The 19,443-nt window shown below is 64.9% G+C and carries 17 protein-coding genes and 3 tRNA genes; 2 read left to right on the top strand and 18 right to left on the bottom strand.

The annotated features are described in order from the left end of the window. Nucleotides 1-118: 118 nt before the first annotated feature. Nucleotides 119-2,053 carry a DNA topoisomerase IV subunit B gene (locus METUNV2_RS0108395; RefSeq protein ID WP_018229024.1) on the bottom strand — a complete coding sequence of 645 codons (1,935 nt, stop codon included), beginning with the start codon at nt 2,051-2,053 and terminating at the stop codon, nt 119-121. 170 nt (nt 2,054-2,223) lie between these two features. Between METUNV2_RS0108395 and METUNV2_RS0108390 the strand changes: the two genes are divergently transcribed. Beyond that, on the top strand, nt 2,224-3,117 hold the full coding sequence (locus METUNV2_RS0108390; RefSeq protein WP_026187996.1) for a recombination-associated protein RdgC: 894 nt from the start codon (nt 2,224-2,226) through the stop codon (nt 3,115-3,117). Nucleotides 3,118-3,753: 636 nt separating this feature from the next. Here the strand turns inward: METUNV2_RS0108390 and METUNV2_RS0108385 are convergent. The 17 genes from METUNV2_RS0108385 to METUNV2_RS0108305 form a co-directional block, all read right to left on the bottom strand. Beyond that, nucleotides 3,754-3,829, bottom strand: a tRNA-His gene (locus METUNV2_RS0108385). Between the two features lie 50 nt (nt 3,830-3,879). Beyond that, nucleotides 3,880-3,956: transfer RNA gene (locus tag METUNV2_RS0108380), tRNA-Arg, on the bottom strand. A 30-nt stretch (nt 3,957-3,986) separates the two neighbouring features. After that, nucleotides 3,987-4,063: transfer RNA gene (locus METUNV2_RS0108375), tRNA-Pro, on the bottom strand. Nucleotides 4,064-4,165: 102 nt separating this feature from the next. Further along, a complete protein-coding gene (gene pnp / locus METUNV2_RS0108370) occupies nt 4,166-6,256 on the bottom strand; it encodes a polyribonucleotide nucleotidyltransferase (protein WP_018229022.1) in 2,091 nt (696 codons plus the stop codon). A gap of 161 nt (nt 6,257-6,417) precedes the next feature. Continuing rightward, the gene (gene rpsO / locus METUNV2_RS0108365) at nt 6,418-6,687 is read right to left on the bottom strand and encodes a 30S ribosomal protein S15 (RefSeq protein ID WP_018229021.1); all 270 of its coding nucleotides are present in this window, start codon (nt 6,685-6,687) and stop codon (nt 6,418-6,420) included. A 56-nt stretch (nt 6,688-6,743) separates the two neighbouring features. Continuing rightward, entirely contained in the window at nt 6,744-7,694 is a 951-nt protein-coding gene (gene truB, locus METUNV2_RS19010; RefSeq protein WP_036271190.1) for a tRNA pseudouridine(55) synthase TruB, read from the bottom strand. 1 nt (nt 7,695) lies between these two features. Next, nucleotides 7,696-8,067 carry a 30S ribosome-binding factor RbfA gene (gene rbfA, locus METUNV2_RS0108355; RefSeq protein ID WP_008059125.1) on the bottom strand — a complete coding sequence of 124 codons (372 nt, stop codon included), beginning with the start codon at nt 8,065-8,067 and terminating at the stop codon, nt 7,696-7,698. Nucleotides 8,068-8,085: 18 nt separating this feature from the next. Next, nucleotides 8,086-10,860 (bottom strand): translation initiation factor IF-2, encoded by a 2,775-nt coding sequence (gene infB, locus METUNV2_RS0108350; protein WP_018229019.1) that lies wholly within the window; start codon nt 10,858-10,860, stop codon nt 8,086-8,088. An 11-nt stretch (nt 10,861-10,871) separates the two neighbouring features. Further along, nucleotides 10,872-12,344, bottom strand: a complete 1,473-nt coding sequence (gene nusA / locus METUNV2_RS0108345; protein ID WP_018229018.1) for a transcription termination factor NusA — start codon at nt 12,342-12,344, stop codon at nt 10,872-10,874. Then, nucleotides 12,341-12,793, bottom strand: a complete 453-nt coding sequence (gene rimP, locus METUNV2_RS0108340; RefSeq protein ID WP_018229017.1) for a ribosome maturation factor RimP — start codon at nt 12,791-12,793, stop codon at nt 12,341-12,343. Before rimP ends, nusA begins: the two co-directional genes overlap by 4 nt. A 159-nt stretch (nt 12,794-12,952) precedes the next feature. Further along, complete coding sequence (gene rluB / locus METUNV2_RS0108335) at nt 12,953-14,053, bottom strand: 23S rRNA pseudouridine(2605) synthase RluB (protein ID WP_026187994.1); 1,101 nt, start codon at nt 14,051-14,053, stop codon at nt 12,953-12,955. Beyond that, the gene (gene scpB, locus METUNV2_RS0108330) at nt 14,040-14,612 is read right to left on the bottom strand and encodes an SMC-Scp complex subunit ScpB (RefSeq protein WP_018229015.1); all 573 of its coding nucleotides are present in this window, start codon (nt 14,610-14,612) and stop codon (nt 14,040-14,042) included. The genes rluB and scpB overlap by 14 nt, the downstream gene beginning before the upstream one ends. Beyond that, the gene (locus METUNV2_RS0108325; RefSeq protein ID WP_018229014.1) at nt 14,569-15,408 is read right to left on the bottom strand and encodes a segregation and condensation protein A; all 840 of its coding nucleotides are present in this window, start codon (nt 15,406-15,408) and stop codon (nt 14,569-14,571) included. The genes scpB and METUNV2_RS0108325 overlap by 44 nt, the downstream gene beginning before the upstream one ends. Further along, complete coding sequence (locus METUNV2_RS0108320) at nt 15,408-16,610, bottom strand: tryptophan--tRNA ligase (RefSeq protein ID WP_018229013.1); 1,203 nt, start codon at nt 16,608-16,610, stop codon at nt 15,408-15,410. The genes METUNV2_RS0108325 and METUNV2_RS0108320 overlap by 1 nt, the downstream gene beginning before the upstream one ends. A gap of 17 nt (nt 16,611-16,627) precedes the next feature. Continuing rightward, nucleotides 16,628-17,284, bottom strand: coding sequence for a site-2 protease family protein (locus tag METUNV2_RS0108315; RefSeq protein ID WP_018229012.1), 657 nt, complete (start codon nt 17,282-17,284; stop codon nt 16,628-16,630). Between the two features lie 57 nt (nt 17,285-17,341). Further along, the gene (locus METUNV2_RS0108310; RefSeq protein ID WP_026187992.1) at nt 17,342-17,968 is read right to left on the bottom strand and encodes an L-threonylcarbamoyladenylate synthase; all 627 of its coding nucleotides are present in this window, start codon (nt 17,966-17,968) and stop codon (nt 17,342-17,344) included. Between the two features lie 103 nt (nt 17,969-18,071). Then, the gene (locus METUNV2_RS0108305) at nt 18,072-18,929 is read right to left on the bottom strand and encodes a 3',5'-nucleoside bisphosphate phosphatase (protein ID WP_018229010.1); all 858 of its coding nucleotides are present in this window, start codon (nt 18,927-18,929) and stop codon (nt 18,072-18,074) included. A gap of 80 nt (nt 18,930-19,009) precedes the next feature. Here METUNV2_RS0108305 and gcvH point away from each other — a divergent pair, with 80 nt between their 5' ends. Continuing rightward, entirely contained in the window at nt 19,010-19,387 is a 378-nt protein-coding gene (gene gcvH, locus METUNV2_RS0108300) for a glycine cleavage system protein GcvH (RefSeq protein WP_018229009.1), read from the top strand. Nucleotides 19,388-19,443: the final 56 nt, after the last annotated feature.

Below are 19,443 nucleotides of genomic sequence, written 5' to 3'. Positions count from 1 at the left end.
TGAAGGGGCTGGGGATGAGGGGCTAGGGACTAGGGAAGCGGTGTGGCTTCGCCACACGAACTGAACGCGACACCGCGCCGCTCATCAGCCCCTAGCCCCTGGTCCCTAGTCTCTGCCGTCAAGCGTCCGGCACCACCTTGTCGCCTTCCAGCTCCATCCAGCGGCGACGGCGCTCGGCTTCCTTCTTGCCCATCAGCATGGTGAAGGTGTTCAGCACCAGTTCCGGATCTGCGCCGGAAGTGATGCGGATGAGCCGTCGGGTTTCCGGGTTCATCGCGGTTTCCTTCAGCTCGTCCGGATTCATTTCGCCCAGACCCTTGAAGCGGCTCACCGTCAGCGCACTTTCAGCGATGCCGTCGGCGATCAGGTTGGCGAGAATGCTGTCGCGCTCGGCTTCGTCCAGCGCGTAGAGCCGGCGCGCCGGCCGCGTCTTGGTCGGCGCGATCTTCACGCAGTACAGCGGCGGCTGGCCGATGAACACGTGGCCACGCTCGATCAGCTTGGGGAAGTGGCGCAGGAAGAGCGTGAGCTGCAGCGTCTGGATGTGCGCGCCATCGACGTCGGCGTCCGACAGGATGATGATCTTGTGATAGCGCAGGCCGTCGAGTACCGCGTACGGCGCATCCGGCTTGTGCGGATCGATGCCCAGCGCCACCGCGATGTCATGCACCTCGTTGTTGGCGAAGATTTCCGACGAGTCGATCTCGAAGGTGTTCAGCACCTTGCCGCGCAGTGGCAGCACCGCCTGGAACTGGCGGTCGCGCGCCTGCTTGGCGCTGCCGCCGGCCGAGTCGCCCTCGACCAGGAAGATTTCGTTCTGTTCCGGCGAGGTGCCGGTGGCGTCGGTGAGCTTGCCCGGCAGCAGCGTGACGCCAGAGCCGGCGCGCTTTTCCACCACCTTGCCGGCGCGTGCGCGGGTCTGGGCGCTCCTGATCGCCAGGCCGCAGATGCGCTGCGCCTCGGCTGCGTTGTCGTTGAGCCAGCGGTCCAGCGTGTCCTTGATGCACTCATAGACCAGCTTCACCGCCTCGCGGTTGTTCAGCTTGTCCTTGGTCTGGCCCTGGAAGCGCGGTTCCAGCACCTTGGCGCTGAGCACGTAGCTCGCGTGCTGCGACACGTCTTCCGACTGCAGCGCGAGCTTGGCCGGCATCAGACCGTGGTGGGTGGCGTAGTCCTTCACCGATTCGAACAGCGCCTGCCGCATGCCCGATTCGTGCATGCCGCCGCCCGGCGTCGGAATCAGGTTCACGAAGGATTCGCGCACCGACGCGCCTTCCGGGAAGACAATCGCCCACTCCGCGCCCTCGCCTTCGTCATAGCCGGCGATCGCGGTACGTGCGCCGCAGAACAGCGGCACCGGCACCTCGCCCAGCTGTTCGCGCAGGTAGTCGCCCAGGCCATTGGCGTACTGCCACTCCTGTACCGCCCCGCTCTCCTCGTCCTCGAAGCGGATGCGCACACCGGGCAGCATGGCGCTGCGGGCGCGCAGCAGGTGTTCGATGTCGGCCTTGCGCACGCGGTTGCTGGCGAAATACTTCGGATCCGGCCAGGCGCGCACCCGGGTACCGGTGTGCGACTTCGGACAGCTGCCGACCTCGGTCAGCCCCTGCGAAATGCCGTGGTCGAAGGCGATCGAATGTTCGCGGCCACCGCGCTTCACCGTCGCTTCCAGCCGGGTGGACAGCGCATTGGTGACGGTGACGCCGACGCCGTGCAGACCGCCGGCGATCTTGTAGGCCTTGCCCTCGAACTTGCCACCCGAGTGCGGGATGGTAAAGATGACCTCGATCGCCGGCACCTTCTTGGTCGGATGAATATCGACCGGAATGCCGCGACCGTTGTCCTCGACCGACACCGAGCCGTCGCCATGCATCACCACCCGGATGCCGTTGGCGAAGCCGCCCTGGGCCTCGTCGCAGGCGTTGTCGATCATTTCCTGGATGATGTGGTTCGGACTGTCGGTCCGGGTGTACATGTCCGGGCGCTTCTGAATGGGCGCAATGCCCTCGAGCACCTGGATTTCTGAGGCGTTGTAGCTGCTGGGAGTGGCCATCTGGATGACAGGGATGGAAGTGCGGAACGCGACGAAGCCGCGCGGAAGGCCATAAGTGTGCCCGCAGTCCGGGGCGGCCGTCGAGATTGACAGCGAGAGCGGTCCACGGCAGCCGCGGCAGCACCCCGGCGCTCGTGTACACTCCGGGCCTTTTTTCCGGCACCGACATCATGTGGTTCAAGAATCTGCAGATCTACCGCCTCGCCGCACCGTTCGCGCTTGCCCCTGAACAGCTGGACGAAAAGCTGGCCGCCAAGGCCTTTCAGCCGGGCAGCAGCATCGAGATGCAGCGCATGGGCTGGATGTCGCCGCGCGACGACGGCAAGCTGGTCCACGCGGTCGGCGGCCAGATGCTGATCACGCTGCGCACCGAAAAGAAGCTGTTGCCGGCGACCGTGGTCAATCAGGTCACCAAGGCACGCGCACAGGAAATCGAGGAGAACCAGGGCTACAAGCCGGGCCGCCGCGAAATGCGCGAACTGAAGGATGCGGTGACCAACGAACTGCTGCCCCGCGCCTTCGCGGTGTGGCGCGATACCCGGGTGTGGATCGATCCGGTGAAGAACCGCATCGTGGTCGACGCGGCAGCAAGCGCCAAGGGTGACGAGGTGATGCAGCTGCTGAACGAATGCGTCGAGCACCTCGGTGCCCGTCCGCTGCAGACCGCGCTGTCGCCGGTGTCCGCCATGACCTCGTGGCTGGCTGCGGACGAAGCGCCCGCCGGCTTCACCATCGATCAGGACACCGAACTGCGCTCCAGCACCCAGTCCAAGGCCACCGTGCGCTACGTACGCCACGCGCTTGAAGCGGAAGACCTGCGCCGGCACATCGAAGCCGGCAAGCAGTGCACACGGCTCGCGCTGAGCTGGATGGAGCGCGTGTCCATCACGCTGACCGAAACGCTTGCGGTCAAGCGGGTGACGCCGCTGGATGTGCTGACCGAGAACGACGACGGCAGCGGCGACGAGGCCGAACGTTTCGACACCGACTTCGCGCTGATGGCGGGCGAACTGAGCCGCCTGATCGACCATCTTGAAGAGGCGCTGGGCGGCGTCGCCCAGTAAGCACCGCCACGGCCGCCCAGGCCGTTGGCAGCGCCGGCGCAGAGCGTCGCTGCGTCCACCGCACCGGCGCCCTCTGCGCCGGGCGGCGACCTGTCGCCGCCCCTGGCGTATCGGACACCGCGCGCCGCAGCCAGTACAGACGCGGCAGCGACGTCCTCACCCCGCCTTCACCGAGCGAGAGGACAGGCGACAGGCCACGTGCGTGCAGATCGGCGCACGCCGGGCTTCGCGGAGACGCCCGATGTCGCATGGCCCGCGCAGCCTCCGCCCTTTCCTTCGGGAGAACCTGACCGACGGCCTGACGTGCCGGAGAAGCGCTACGGAAAATGCGGCGCGGGATGGGGACATCTCCGGGCCCGTACGCAGGAACGGAGCACAGCGCCTCCACCACCGCTGGCGCAGAGGCATGCGCCGCTTGCCGGTTTGGTGTATTCCCCACGCATCCCCCGACATCAGACGCAGCCGGATCACGCTCGAACAGCCGTGATGCCGCTGCGCCGGAAAGGTGACCGGCCCAGCCTCAGCCGCACACGGTTGTGCCGTACTGAATGACTGTATGACGGACAGGGGCGAGCAGAAAAAACGTCTGGCTTCGGCGCTCGTGCCGAGGACGCTTTTACAACGAGGGGAAGTTGATGGGGTGGCTGATGGGACTCGAACCCACGACAACTGGAATCACAATCCAGGACTCTACCAACTGAGCTACAGCCACCACTGGAACGTCTGTCGAACGACAGATGCTTTGAAACTCTTTCAGGCTCTTGGCCTGCCCGGCAGGAATCGAACCCGCAACCTACGGCTTAGAAGGCCGTTGCTCTATCCAGTTGAGCTACGGGCAGGTACTAAGTACGGTGTTGCGAACCGACTACTGGTCGGGGTGGAGGGATTCGAACCCCCGACATCTTGCTCCCAAAGCAAGCGCGCTACCGGGCTGCGCTACACCCCGAGAGCCATAGATATTACTTTGGCTTTGGCTTGGGGTCAATGGCTGCGGGGCGTTTCCTGCAAAAAATCCCGAAAGATTCTGCCCGAAACGCCCCGCAGGTCATCAGCCCTGCTGGTCGCCGTTAGATTCCGGCGCTGCGAGCAGTGCCTTCATCGACAGACGGATGCGGCCCTTCTCATCGGTTTCCAGCACCTTCACCTTCACCTGCTGACCTTCCTTCAGGTGATCGGCGACATTGGCGATGCGCTCGTTGGCGATCTGCGAAATGTGCAGCAGACCGTCCTTGCCCGGCAGCACGCTGACGATGGCGCCGAAATCCAGCAGACGCAGCACCGTGCCTTCGTACACCTTGCCCACTTCGACTTCAGCGGTGATCGCCTCGATGCGGCGCTTGGCGTTTTCGGCGGCTTCCGAGTTCACCGATGCGATGGTGATGGTGCCGTCGTCGCCGATGTCGATCGTGGCGCCGGTTTCTTCGGTCAGCGCGCGGATGACCGCACCGCCCTTGCCGATCACGTCGCGGATCTTTTCCGGATTGATCTTCATGGTCAGCAGACGCGGAGCGTAGGTCGACACGCCTTCACGTGCGCCGCTCATCGACTGCTGCATGATGCCGAGGATGTGCTTGCGCGCTTCGTGGGCCTGAGCCAGCGCAACCTGCATGATTTCCTTGGTGATGCCCTGGATCTTGATGTCCATCTGCAGCGCGGTGATGCCGCTGTCGGTACCGGCCACCTTGAAGTCCATGTCGCCAAGGTGATCTTCGTCACCGAGGATGTCGGTCAGCACCGCGAAGCGGTTACCGTCCTTGATCAGGCCCATCGCGATGCCGGCGACATGCGCCTTCAGCGGCACCCCGGCGTCCATCAGTGCGAGCGAACCGCCGCACACCGAAGCCATCGACGACGAACCGTTCGATTCGGTGATTTCCGACACCACGCGCATCGAGTAGCTGAACTCTTCCGGCGACGGCAGCACGGCGAGCAGCGCGCGCTTGGCCAGACGGCCGTGGCCGATCTCGCGGCGCTTCGGTGCGCCGAAGCGGCCGGTTTCGCCGGTGGCGAACGGCGGCATGTTGTAGTGAAGCATGAAGCGGTCGCGGTATTCGCCGCCCAGCGCGTCGATGATCTGTTCGTCACGGCCGGTGCCCAGCGTGGCGATGACCAGCGCCTGGGTTTCACCGCGGGTGAACAGCGCCGAACCGTGGGTGCGCGGCATCACGCTGTTGCGGATGGCGATCGGACGCACGGTGCGGGTATCGCGGCCGTCGATGCGCGGCTCGCCGTTCAGGATGCGGCCACGAACGATGCCGGCTTCCAGATCAAAGAAGTAGTTCTTGATCGTGTTCACGTCCGGCGCGGAGGCGGCGTCGGCGGTCAGCGCGGCAATCACTTCGTCGCGCAGTGCATTAACGCTCTGGCTGCGCACCTGCTTCTGGGTGATGCGGTAGGCATCCTGCAGCTTGGCTTCGGCCAGTTCGGAAATGCGGCTCCACAGCGCCTGGTCACGAGCCGGCGCCTGCCAGTCCCACTCCGGCTTGCCGGCGACTTCGACCAGTTCGTTGATCGCGTTGATCGCGGCCTGCATCTGCTCGTGGCCATAGACCACAGCGCCCAGCATGACCTCTTCCGACAGTTCCATCGCTTCCGATTCAACCATCAGCACGGCGGCTTCGGTACCGGCGACGACCAGATTCAGCTTGCTGTCCTTCAGCTGCGAGGCGGTCGGGTTGACGATGTACTGGCCGTCGATGTAACCGACACGGGCAGCGCCGATCGGGCCGCTGAACGGGATGCCGGAAATCGCCAGCGCGGCCGATGCACCGATCATGGCCGGAATGTCGGCATCGACTTCCGGGTTCAGCGACAGCACCTGCACGATGACCTGGACTTCGTTGTAGAAGCCTTCCGGGAACAGCGGGCGGATCGGACGATCGATCAGACGCGAGGTGAGCGTTTCCTTCTCGGTCGGACGGCCTTCGCGCTTGAAGAAACCGCCAGGGATACGGCCGGCGGCGTAAAACTTCTCTGCGTAATCAACGGTGAGCGGGAAAAAGTCCTGGCCAGCCTTGGCCGACTTCTGGGCCACGACGGTGGCCAGCACCACGGTTTCCTCGACGTTCACGATGACGGCGCCGCTCGATTGACGCGCGATCTCGCCGGTTTCCAGCACCACCTTCTGGGTGCCGAACATGAATTCCTTGCGGGTAGCGTTAAGCAAGTCGATTCCTTTCGATTCGGTGATGGACGGGCATCATCCGCCCGCCAGAAAAAACAAACCGGCGGAGTCACGAGGACTCACGCCGGTGTGTGATGTCAAGCCACTGCGGGCCTCGACATTGCCTGCGGATGCAATTACTTGCGGAGGCCGAGGCGACCGATCAGCGCACGATAGCTGTCGGCATTGGTACGCTTCAGGTAGTCAAGCAGCTTGCGACGCTGGCTGACCATCTTGAGCAGACCACGACGCGAGTGGTGGTCCTTGACGTGTTCTTTGAAGTGACCGGTCAGGTCGTTGATGCGCGCGGTCAGCAGGGCAACCTGGACTTCGGGCGAACCGGTGTCGCCGGCCGCACGCTGGTGTTCGGCCACGATGCGGGCTTTATCGGCGGTAACGATAGCCATTGATCTGAACTCTCTCGTTTGGAAAACCAAAAATTATACGCCAAGGATGCGCAATCTCAAGCACTTTCAGGGATTTTCTGCGCTTTCGGTGTGCTGTCCTGCGGCATCAGTCGTTTCACCCGGAGGCGATTTCCCTGCGCCTCGACCAGACCGAGGAAAACCGCCCCGGCATAGGCACGCAGAATCTGGCCGCCAACAAGCGGGGAATCGCTCTCGACATCCCGCAGCGAAACCGGCTGACCGTTGATCAGCCGCTGGGCTTCGGTGTCGTTCATGCGACAGCACGGCATCTGCTGCAGCAGCACGTCGGCTGGCAGCAGCAGCGCCTCGCGCGCGGTCTCGTCGAGGTCGGCGATCTGCTCCAGCGTGAAGGCACGACCCAGATCGAGCGGCCCGGTGCGGGTACGTCGCAGTCCGGTCAGGTGCGCACCACAACCCAGCATTTCGCCGATGTCCTCGGCCAGCGTACGGATGTAAGTACCCTTGCTGCACAGCACCCGCATCGTGAACACGGGCAGCGCGACCTGCTGCAGTTCGATCGCGTGAATGCGCACATGACGCACGGCGCGCTCCACCGTCTGGCCGGCCCGGGCGTATTCGTACAGCGGCTTGCCGTCCTTCTTCAGCGCGGAATGCATGGGCGGCACCTGATCGATGTCGCCGGTATGCGCAACGAGCGCCTGACGCAGCGCCACCTCATCGACCGCCACTTCGCGGGTCTGCAGCACCTCGCCTTCCGCATCGCCGGTGGCAGTGCGGATGCCGAGACGGACTTCGGCGAGATATTCCTTGTCGGCATCCAGCATGAGGCCGGCAAAGCGCGTGGCTTCGCCGAAGCAGACCGGCAGCAGACCGGTCGCAAGCGGATCGAGCGTGCCGGTATGGCCAGCCTTCGCTGCCTGGAACAGGCGCCGCGCCTTCTGCAGTGCGTCGTTTGAACTGAGGCCGAGCGGCTTGTCGAGCAGCAGCACGCCGTGGACCGCTTTCCAGCGGGAACGGGGCTGCAACTCAGTCCTCGCCGGTGCCAGGATCGGAATGGAGCGCCTTGTCGATCAGGCGCGAAAGATGATCGGCACGTTCCATCGTCTGGTCGTGCACGAAATGAAGCTGCGGTGTGGTGTGGATGCGCACGCGGCGGCCGATCTCGCGACGCAGGAAACCTGCGGCGCGGGTCAGCCCCTCGTGGATCTGCTTCTGTGCATCGCCTTCGGCCAGCGTGCTGTAGAACACCTTGGCGTGGGCGTAGTCCGGCGTCAGTTCGACCGCGGTCAGCGAAATCATGCCGACACGCGGGTCCTTCAGCTCAGTGGCGATCAGCTGCGCAAGTTCGCGCCGGATCGCCTCCGAAACACGGTCGCTGCGTGAATAACGTTCAGCCATCGGATCAGCGCAACCGGCTTACGCCAGCTTGCGGGCCACTTCCTGGATTTCGAAGATTTCGAGCTGGTCGCCCTCTTCGATCTCGTTATAGCCGCGCAGCTGAATACCGCACTCGTAGTTTTCCTTGACTTCCTTGACGTCGTCCTTGAAGCGCTTGAGCGATTCCAGGTCGCCGGTCCACACCACCACGTTGTTGCGCAGCAGACGGGCACTGGCGCCCCGCTTGACCAGACCGGAGGTGACCATACAACCGGCGATGGTGCCGATCTTGGTGCCACGGAACACCTGGCGGATTTCCACGGTACCCAGCACCAGCTCCCGCTTTTCCGGGGCCAGCATGCCGGACAGTGCGGCCTTCACCTCGTCCACCGCCTCATAGATGATGGTGTAGTAGCGCAGATCGACGCCGTAGTTCTCGGCCAGCTTGCGCGCACCGACATCGGCCCGCACGTTGAAGCCGACCACCACCGCCTTGGACGCCTGGGCGAGGTTCACGTCGGTTTCCGAAATCGCACCCACCGCGGCGTGGATCACCTGCACCCGCACTTCGTCGGTAGACAGTTTCTGCAGCGACTGCACCAGCGCTTCCTGCGAACCCTGCACGTCAGCCTTGATGATGAGCGGCAGCACGCGGACTTCGCCCTCGCCCATCTGTTCAAACATGGATTCGAGCTTGGCGGCCTGCTGCTTGGCCAGTTTCACGTCACGGAACTTACCCTGACGGAACAGCGCGATTTCACGCGCCTTGCGTTCGTCGGCCAGCACCATCGCCTCGTCACCGGCTGCCGGCACATCCGACAGACCCTGGATTTCGACCGGAATCGACGGACCGGCTTCGGTCACCGGCTTGCCGGATTCGTCCAGCATGGCACGCACACGACCGAACACCTGGCCGCACAGCAGGATGTCGCCGCGCTTCAGCGTGCCCGACTGCACCAGCACCGAAGCGACCGGGCCCTTGCCCTTGTCGAGACGGGCTTCGATCACCAGACCCCGGGCCGGCGCGTCCTTCGGCGACTTCAGTTCCAGCACTTCGGCCTGCAGCAGCACGTTTTCCAGCAGTTCGTCGATGCCGGTACCCTTCTTGGCCGACACCGGGATGAAGGGCGAATCACCGCCGTACTCTTCCGGCACCACGCCTTCGGCCACCAGTTCCTGCTTCACGCGGTCGGGGTTGGCTTCCGGCTTGTCGATCTTGTTGATCGCCACGACCATGGGCACACCGGCCGCCTTCGCGTGGTGGATGGCTTCGCGCGTCTGCGGCATCACGCCGTCATCCGCTGCCACCACCAGGATGACCAGGTCGGTCGCCTTGGCGCCACGGGCACGCATGGCCGTGAAGGCTTCGTGACCCGGGGTGTCGAGGAAGGTGATCATGCCGCGCGGCGTATCGACGTGATAGGCGCCGATGTGCTGCGTGATGCCGCCCGCTTCGCCCGCAGCCACACGGGCGCGGCGGATGTAGTCGAGCAGCGAGGTCTTGCCGTGATCGACGTGACCCATCACGGTGACCACCGGTGCGCGCGGCAGCAGTTCGACATCCTTGTGCGCGTCGTCGGCTTCGCCGAGGAAGGCTTCCGGATCGTCCAGCTTGGCCGGCTTCGCGGTATGGCCCATTTCCTCGACCAGGATCATCGCGGTTTCCTGATCCAGCACCTGGTTGATGGTGACCATCTGGCCCAGCTTCATCAGCGCCTTGATCAGTTCGGTGGCCTTGATCGCCATCTTGTGGGCGAGATCGGCAACCGAAATCGTTTCCGGCACCAGCACCTCGCGCACCACGGCTTCCACCGGTGCGGCCTGTGCATTCTGGTCGTGATCGCGGTGATGACGTCCCTTCGGACCACCACGCCAGCCACCGGTACCGGAGTCACCGCGGGTCTTGATCTGGCGGCGCTTGGATGCGTCGTCCTTCCAGTTCGAAGTACCCGGCTTGCCCTTGCCCGGCGCGGCGGCAGGTGCCGCACCCGGTTTGGCCTTGACGCCCTTGTCATCGGCCTTGGCCGGCTTGTGCAGCGTGCCGGCCGGCGCCTTGGCGGCAGCGGCCTTGGCTTCTTCCTCGGCCTTGGCTTTCGCTTCGGCTTCGGCCTGTGCGCGCACGAGACGGGCTTCCATCTCCTGACGCATGCGTACTTCGCGTTCCTGCTTTTCCTTCAGCTCGCGCGCCTGATGAGCCAGCAGCTCCTGATGGCGTTTGGCTTCGCGCTCACGCGCGGTCATCGGGCGTTCGGCCGGCACAGGTGCGGACTCGACCTGCGGTGCAGGTTCCGGCTCTGCTTCGGGTTCCGGCGCAACAGCCTCGACCACGGGTTCGGGCTCCGGCTCGGGCTCCGGTTCCGGAGCAAGCTCGACCACCGGTTCCGGCACCACCACCGGCTCGGGTTCCGGAGCCGGCGGCGGCTCGATCTCGACCGTCGGCTCGATCTGCAGGATGGCTTGCGGTTCTGCGTCTTCGGCGGCCGCCTGGGCAGCTTCTTCTGCCAGCAGTTCCGCCGGATCGCGCTTGACCAGCACGCGCTTCTTGCGCACCTCGACCTGCACCGTGCGGGCTTGGCCGGACGGCGTGGTCGCCTTGATTTCGGTGGTCTGACGACGGGTCAGCGTGATCTTGGTCTTTCCCGCCGTATCACCGTGCTGACGACGCAAGTAGTCGAGCAGACGGGTCTTGTCCTGCTCGGTCAGCGAATCGCCTTCGCTCTTCTTGTCCACGCCGGCCTGCCGCAACTGGTCGAGCAGGGCCGACGCCGAAATCTTCAGCTCGGTTGCAAACTGGGAAACACTCATCAACGCCATACCGTCCTCAATTATTCAAACCAGTGCGCGCGCGCAGTGGTGATCAGCGATGTCGCGCGCACGGCATCGATGCCGGCTATCTCGACCAGTTCATCGACGGCCAGATCGGCCAGATCGTCGCGGGTGCGCACATTCGCGCGCGCCAGCTGGGCCGCCAGCTGCTTGTCCATGCCATCCAGCGCCAGCAGCGCGTCATCGACCTGTTCAAGCTGTTCCTCGTCCACGATGGCTTCGGTCAGCAGCACGTTGCGCGCTCGGGTGCGCAGCTCGTTCACCGTGTCCTCGTCAAACGCTTCGATCTCGAGCATTTCGGCCAGCGGCACGTAAGCCACTTCTTCCAGCGTCGAGAAACCTTCTTCGATCAGGATGTCGGCCACTTCCTCATCGACGTCCAGCTTGGCCATGAACAGCAGGCGGATGGCCGCATTCTCAGCATCCGACTTGGCGGCCGACTGTTCGACCGTCATCAGATTGATCTTCCAGCCGGTCAGCTCGGACGCCAGACGCACGTTCTGGCCGCTGCGGCCGATGGCGATCGCGAGGTTGTCCTCGTTCACCACGACATCCATGCTGTGAGCGTCCTCGTCCACCACGATGGACGCGACCTCGGCCGGCGCCAGAGCGCCGATCACGAACTGCGCCGGATCCGGCGACCACAGGATGATGTCGACGCGCTCGCCGCCCAGTTCATTGGTCACCGCCTGCACACGCGAACCGCGCATGCCGATGCAGGTGCCCTGCGGATCGACGCGGGCGTCATTGGACTTGACCGCGATCTTCGCGCGAATGCCCGGGTCGCGCGCCGCGCCCTTGATTTCGATCAGGCCGTCTTCGATCTCGGGCACTTCGAGTTCGAACAGCTTGATGATGAATTCCGGCGCAGTGCGCGACAGGATGATCTGCGGGCCACGCGCCTGGCGATCCACACGCAGCAGCACCGCCTTCACGCGGTCACCGACACGCAGATTTTCGCGGGCAATGATGTGTTCGCGCGGCAGCAGCGCTTCCAGGCGTCCCACTTCAACGATGGCGTTGCCGCGTTCGATGCGCTTGATGGTGCCAGTGACCAGATGGTCCTTGCGTTCAAGGAAGTCGTTCAGGATCTGTTCACGCTCGGCATCACGAATGCGCTGCAGGATGACCTGCTTGGCGGCCTGCGCGCCAATGCGGCCGAAATCGACAGGCTCCAGCGCCTCTTCGATGAAGTCATCAACCTGGATATCGGGAATTTGCTCGCGCGCATCGATGATGCCGATTTCGGCTTCGTCGTTCTCGACCTGATCATCCGGCAGCACGTGCCAGCGACGGAAGGCTTCGTATTCACCGGTTTCACGATTGATCGCCACGCGCACATCGGCATCGTCGTGGGTACGCTTCTTGGTGGCCGAAGCCAGCGCGGTTTCCAGCGCGCCGAACACGACCTCCCGGGCCACATTCTTCTCGCGTGCCAGTGCGTCGACCAGCAACAGAATCTCGCGACTCATCGTTTCAACTCCTGCTTGCGTTCAAAGTCCGGCACCAGGCGGGCGCGTTCAATCTGCGACAGCTCGAATTCGTAGCTTTCGCCCTTGACCTCCAGCGTGAGCCGATCGCCGGCGACGCCAGCCAGACGGCCGGTGAAGTTGCGCTGGTTGCCCACCGGCACGCGCAGGCGCAGTTGCGCCTCCTGACCGGTGAAACGGATGAAATCCGCGGTCTTGCGCAGCGGCCGGTCCAGGCCGGGCGACGACACTTCCAGACGGTCGTAATCGACGTTCTCGACCATGAACAGGCGGGTCAGGTGATTGCTCACCGTCACGCAGTCATCGACCGTGATGCCCTTGTCGGTGTCAATGAAAACCCGCAGCAGGCGGCCCCGCGGCGACGTTTCCAGATCGACGAATTCATAGCCGAGCCCGCTGACAGCCTGCTCGATCAGTTCCGCAACACTCATCCCAGCAACACACTTCCGGATGTACAAATAAAAAATGGGCTGACCGCCCATCGAAAGACACCGGCTTCGCCAGTGCAACAAGCCGACGAGTGTAACAGAGCCCGCCCATCCTCTTCAAGCTGAAAGGATGGACGTCCCCCGTTCAACAATGGTATGGCGTCAGGCCTCCCCGCCGCCTGCGGCCGGCTTGGCCCAGCCAGGACGACGACGCCGGCGCGGCGCCCGCTTGCGCGCCGGTGCCTCGCCTTCAGCCGCCTGCGGCCGCGGTGCAGCCTGCGCATTGCCGTTCTCACCGCCCGGCTTGCGCGGGCCGCGACGGCGGCTGCGCTTCGGTGCGGCCGGCGCGTCGCCCTCCGCCACCGGCGGGCGGCCACCCTTCGGCTTGCCGCCCTGCCCCTGTTCCGCCTTGCGTGGCTGCTTGTCCTTGCCGGACATCAGCGTCATCAGCCGGGTCACCTCTTCGGTCTTGAGCTCCTGCACCTTGCCGCGCGGCAGGCTCTTCGGCAGATCGAACGGGCCGTAGCGCACCCGGGTAAGCCGGCTCACGGTCAGGCCGATCGCCTCGAACATGCGGCGCACCTCGCGGTTGCGCCCCTCCGACAGCGTCACGTGGTACCAGTGGTTCACGCCCTCGCCACCGCCATCGGTCAGCGAATTGAACTTGGCCAGACCGTCTTCCAGCTCGATGCCGTCGACCAGCTGCTTCGCCTGTTCCGGCGTCAGTTCGCCCAGCAGGCGCACGGCGTATTCGCGCTCCAGCTCGTAGCTGGGGTGCATCAGCTTGTTGGCCAGTTCGCCGCTGGTGGTGAACACCAGCAGGCCGGTGGTGTTGAAATCCAGCCGGCCGACCGCGATCCAGCGGCCGCCACCCACCTTGGGCAGCTTGTCGAACACCGACGGCCGGCCATCCGGATCGTCGCGCGACACGATTTCGCCTTCCGGCTTGTGATAGATGAGCACCCGCGGCGCACGCTGGGCGAAGTGGATGTGGATGAGCTTGCCATTCACCCGCACCTTGTCTTCCGGGCCGACCCGCTGACCGACGTGGGCCGGCAGCGAATTGACGCTGATGCGGCCGGCGACAATCCAGTCTTCCAGCTCGCGCCGCGAGCCGAGGCCCATGTCGGCCAGCATCTTGTGCAGCTTCTGCGGCTCGCTGAACACCACCGGGCCGCGGCGCTTGGACTTGCTGTCCTGCGAGCGGTAGTTGGCCACATTGCCGTTCACGTCCCCGCCGGGCCTGCGTCTACCTTGCGTCATTGAATTCCATCACCTTCTGTAGTTCGGCCAGCGGCGGCAGCTCGGAGAGCGTGCGCAGGCCCAGATCGTCGAGAAAACGTCGTGTCGTCGCGTACAGCGCCGGACGGCCCGGGACTTCGCGGTAACCCACGCTGTCTATCCAGCCCCGCCCTTCGAGCGCCTTGATGATGCCCGGTGACACCGCGACACCGCGGATGTCCTCGATGTCGCCGCGGGTCACCGGCTGGCGGTACGCGATGATCGCCAGCGTTTCCAGCACTGCCCGCGAGTACTTCGCGGGCTTTTCGTTCTTCAGTCGGTCCAGATAGGGCTGCACGTCCGCCGCGGTGCGGAAGCGCCAGCCCGAAGACACCTGAACCAGTTCCACGCCCCGCCCGGCCCAGTCCTCGCGCAGTTCGTCGAGCAGGCGGCGGATCAGCACGTGGTCGAGCTCCTGCTCGAACAGTTTCTTCAGCTCTCCGGTGCTCATCGCGTCCTGCGACGCCAGCAGCGCCGCTTCGAGGATGCGCTTGACGTCAGCCGGGCTCGGCGACTGCGTCTGTTCGGGCAGTTCGGACATAGATGGTCGCAAAGGCTTCGATCTGAAGCAGTTCAATCAGGCTTTCGCGGGCCAGTTCGAGCACCGCGAGAAAATTCACCACCATGTGCGCCGCGGTAGGTTCGCTTTCGAACAGCTGTTCGAAGCGAAGATCACCTTCCTCATGCAGCCGGCGCAGGATGTTCGACATGAATTCACGCACCGACAGCGCTTCACGCGTCACCTTGTGGTGCCGCGTCATGTCTGCGCGGCGCATCAGGGCCAGCCAGGCCAGCTGCAGGTCGGTCGCACTGACGTTGGGCTGGATCTCGACCAGCCGCTCCGCCACCTGCACGCCCACCCACTCGTGCTCACGCTGTATGCGGGGAATCGCGTCCAGCGCCAGCGCAGCGGCTTTCATCTGTTCGTACTCGATCAGCCGGCGCACCAGCTCCGCCCGCGGATCTTCACCTTCGTCGCCCGCCGCCTTCGGCGGTCGCGGCAGCAGCATGCGCGATTTGATCTCGAGCAGCATGGCCGCCATCAGCAGGTATTCCGCCGCCAGTTCCAAGCGCTGTGTCCGCATCGCCTCGACGTACACGAGGTACTGCGCGGTCAGCGGCGCCATCGGAATGTCGAGAATATCGACGTTGGCCTTGCGTATCAGGTAGAGCAGCAGGTCGAGCGGCCCCTGGAAAGCATCCAGGAACACTTCGAGTGCGTCGGGCGGAATGTACAGGTCGAGCGGAAGTTTTTCCAGCGCCTCGCCGTACAGGCGTGCCGGCGGTGGCGACGCGAGGTCAGCCACCGGAGCCATCGTAGAGGCTTCGCCCGCCATCAGGCGTAGTTCAGCCCCATGGCTTCGCGCACGTCGCGCATCGTTTCCGATGCCAGCTTGCGCGCGCGCTCGCAGCCGTCGGCGACGATATTGCGAAGCAGCATCGGATCTTCCTCGTACTGTTTCGCACGCTCGTGGATCGGTGCCTGCTCCTTCAGCACGGCATCGATCACCGGCTGCTTGCATTCCAGACAGCCGATGCCGGCCGAGCGACAGCCTTCCTGCACCCACTGCTTGACCGAGTCGTCAGAGTAAATGACGTGGAACTGCCACACCGGGCACCGATCCGGGTCGCCCGGGTCAGTGCGGCGCACGCGCTGGGTGTCGGTCTTCATGCCGCGGATCTTCTTGGTGACGACCTCCGGCTCTTCGCGCAGCATGAGCGTGTTGTTGTAGGACTTGGACATCTTCTGTCCGTCCAGACCGGGCATGCGGGCCGCCTCGGTCAGCAGCGCGCCCGGCTCGGCCAGAATCATCTTGCCACTGCCTTCGAGGTAGCCGTACAGGCGCTCGCGGTCGCCCATACTGAGGCTCTGCGCCTCTTCCAGCAGCGCCTTGCCCTGGGCCAGCGCCTCGTCCTTGCCTTCCTGCTGGTACAGCGTGCGCAGTTCCTCGTACAGCTTGCCGCGCTTGCCGCCGAGCTTCTTCACCGCTTCGCGCGCCTTGTCCTCGAAACCGGGTTCGCGGCCATACAAGTGGTTGAAGCGGCGGGCCACTTCGCGGGTCAGTTCGACGTGCGGTACCTGGTCCTCGCCCACCGGCACCAGATTTGCGCGGTAGATCAGGATGTCGGCAGACTGCAGCAGCGGATAGCCGAGAAAGCCGTAGGTGGCCAGATCGCGGTCAGCGAGCTTTTCCTGCTGGTCCTTGTAGGTGGGCACGCGCTCCAGCCAGCCCAGCGGGCACATCATGGACAGCAGCAGATGCAGTTCGGCGTGCTCCGGCACCCGTGACTGGATGAACAGCGTGGCCTGACTCGGGTCGACGCCCGCCGCCAGCCAGTCGATCAGCATGTCCCACACGCTGCGCTCGATCACCTGGGTGTCCTCGTAGCTGGTGGTCAGCGCATGCCAGTCGGCGACGAAGAACAGACAGGGGTATTCGTGTTGCAGCTTCACCCAGTTCTTCAGCACGCCATGGTAGTGGCCAAGGTGCAGGCGACCGGTGGGGCGCATGCCGGAAAGAACGCGTTCTGCGTACATGTGTGGGGTCGTCCGGTTCAGAAAAGCACAGTCATCAGCAGCGCATGGGCCAGCACGAGCAGCGGCGTCAGCAGCTCGTCCAGCACATGCGTCACCAGCAGTCCGATCAGGATGAACATGCCGTAGGGCTCGATCCGCGCAAACGCCATCGACGCCCGGCGCGGCAGCAGGCTCACCATGATGCGGCCGCCATCGAGCGGCGGAATGGGCAGAAGGTTCAGCACCATCAGCACCAGATTGATCGTTATGCCGGCTTTCGCCATCAGCATCAGCGGCTCGGCGAACGTGTGGCCGGGCATGGACAGCGCCAGCTTCATCGCCAGCCCCCAGCCCACCGCCATCACCAGATTGGCCGCCGGTCCGGCGGCCGCCACCCAGAACAGATCCTGCTTGGGTCGGCGCAGCCGTCCGAAATTGACCGGAACCGGCTTGGCCCAGCCGAACAGCAGCCCGTCGTGGCCCGCCATCGAACTGACGAAATACATCAGCAGCGGCACGATCACCGTACCCAGCGGGTCGATGTGACGCAGCGGGTTGGCGGTGATCCGGCCGGCCAGATGCGCGGTCGGGTCTCCCTTCAGCAGTGCGGCGTAACCGTGGGCCGCCTCGTGCAGCGTGATCGCCAGCACGACGGGCAGCACGATGACCGCCAGTCGAGCGATGCTTTCGTCCATGAGCGCCCGGATGCTAGCAGAACACGGCCGGCACGTCAGGCCGGAGCGCCGCCACCCTCACTCCAGCCCGAAACGGGCCAGATCGCCCGCACCCGCGCGCACCAGTTCCGGCGAACCCGACGAAAGGTCGATCACAGTGGTCGGCTGAGTGCCGCAGTGGCCGCCGTCGATCACCAGATCGAGGTCGTGCTGCAGACGCTCGCGGATGTCTTCCGGATCGGCCAGCGGCAGCTCCTCACCCGGCAGCAGCAACGTGGAGCCGAGCAGCGGTTCGCCCAGCGCCTCGATCAGCGCCGACACCACCGGATGGTCCGGCACCCGCAGGCCCAGCGTCTTGCGCTTGGGGTGCAGGATGCGGCGCGGCAGTTCGCGCGTGGCTTCGAGAATGAAGGTATAGGGGCCGGGCGTGACGCTCTTCAGCAAGCGGAACTGGGCGTTGTCCACCCGCGCGAAATTGGCGATTTCCGACAGATCGCGGCACATCAGCGTGAAGTGGTGATGCACATCGACGTCGCGAATGCGACGGATGCGGTCCAGCACCTTCGCGTCGCCCATGTGGCCGACCAGCGACCACGCGCAGTCGGTCGGTATCGCGGCCAACCCGCCGCTGCGGAGGATGTCGGCGGCCTGGCGTATCAGTCGGGGTTGCGGATTGTCGGGATGAACAGTGAAAAGCTGGGCCACGGTATTCGCTAGCGGAAATTGAAGTGGAAAGGATGTCCGGCCTCTGAGGAATCAGCGGGACGGTGCACTCCGGATGGAAGTCGATCGGGGCTCGCAGGCGGTGTCACGCCGGCTGGTGCAGCCGGTGCTGCAGGCGCGGCATGAGCCAGACCGGCTGCAGACCGTCCGGCAGACGCTCGCCAGCCCCCAGGTCGACCGGGCTCTCGCCTGGTGCATGGAAGTCCGAGGCGCGCGATGCATGGAAGCCGAATTCGCGGGCCAGCCGGGCGAAGGTGCGCACCGCAGCCTCGCCATGCGAACCCGATATCACCTCGATCGCCTCGCCGCCGGCCGCGCTGAACTGTTCGAACAGCCGGTGCATCTGCTCGCCGGACATGCGGTAGCGGCCGGGATGCGCCACCACCGCCACGCCACCGGCGCCGCGTATCCAGTCGACCGCACGTTCCAGCGCGGTCCATTCGTGCTCGATATAGCCCGGCCGGCCGCGCACCAGATAGTCGCGGAACACCGCCGACACGTCCGTCGCATAGCCCTGCTCCACCAGCACCCGGGCGAAATGAGAGCGACCGACCAGCGACGGATTGCCGGCATGCCGCATCGCGCTCGCATAAGCTTCGCGCACGCCCAGCGCCTCCAGCGCCTCGGCCATGCGCAGCGCGCGTACGTCGCGCCCGCTGCGCACCGCGGCCAGCCCACGCTCGAGCTGCAGGTGAGCCGGGTCTATGCCCAGACCGACAATGTGGACGGTCGTACCTTCCCAGGTGACAGAGATTTCCACACCATCGAGAAAAGGCAGGCCCAGCGCGTCTGCCTGCGCACGCGCTTCCGCCAGACCGCCGAGATTGTCGTGGTCGGTCAGCGCCCACAGTTCGACACCGTTGGCAGCGGCGCGCGCGGCCAGTGCGGCCGGAGCGAGCACGCCGTCGGAGTGGCTGGAGTGGCAGTGAAGATCGGCATTCATAACTTCGGAATTCTAACAGGCGCTCGCAGCGAGCCTGCGGCGGCTACAATCGCGCCCGGTCAAACCAACCAGGAACAGCAATGAATCATCCAGACAATCTTCGCTACACAGACACACACGAATGGGTCCGGGTCGAACAGGATGGCACCGTGACGGTCGGCATCACCGACCACGCGCAGGATGCCCTCGGAGATGTGGTCTTTCTGCAGCTGCCCGATGTCGGCCGCACCGTCGCCCGTACCGAGGCGATGGCGGTGATCGAGTCGGTCAAGTCCGCGTCCGACATCCACGCGCCGGTTGCCGGCACCGTAACCGCGGTGAACCAGGCACTCGCCGACGCACCGGAACAGGTGAATCAGGATCCGTACGCATCCTGGATGTTCGTCATCAAGCCCGACAGCACATCCGAACTGGATGCCCTGTTGAGCGCCGACGCCTACAGCGCAACGCTGGGCTGATCGTCCGGCCCGTCATTGACGGAGCCTGACACCGGGCCGCCGCCCGGACCACGCAG

Source organism: Methyloversatilis universalis EHg5 (genome assembly GCF_000378945.1).
GTDB classification, from domain to species: domain Bacteria; phylum Pseudomonadota; class Gammaproteobacteria; order Burkholderiales; family Rhodocyclaceae; genus Methyloversatilis; species Methyloversatilis universalis_A.
Note: the sequence above shows the minus strand (reverse complement) of the source record. Positions and strands in the feature narration are given on the sequence as shown.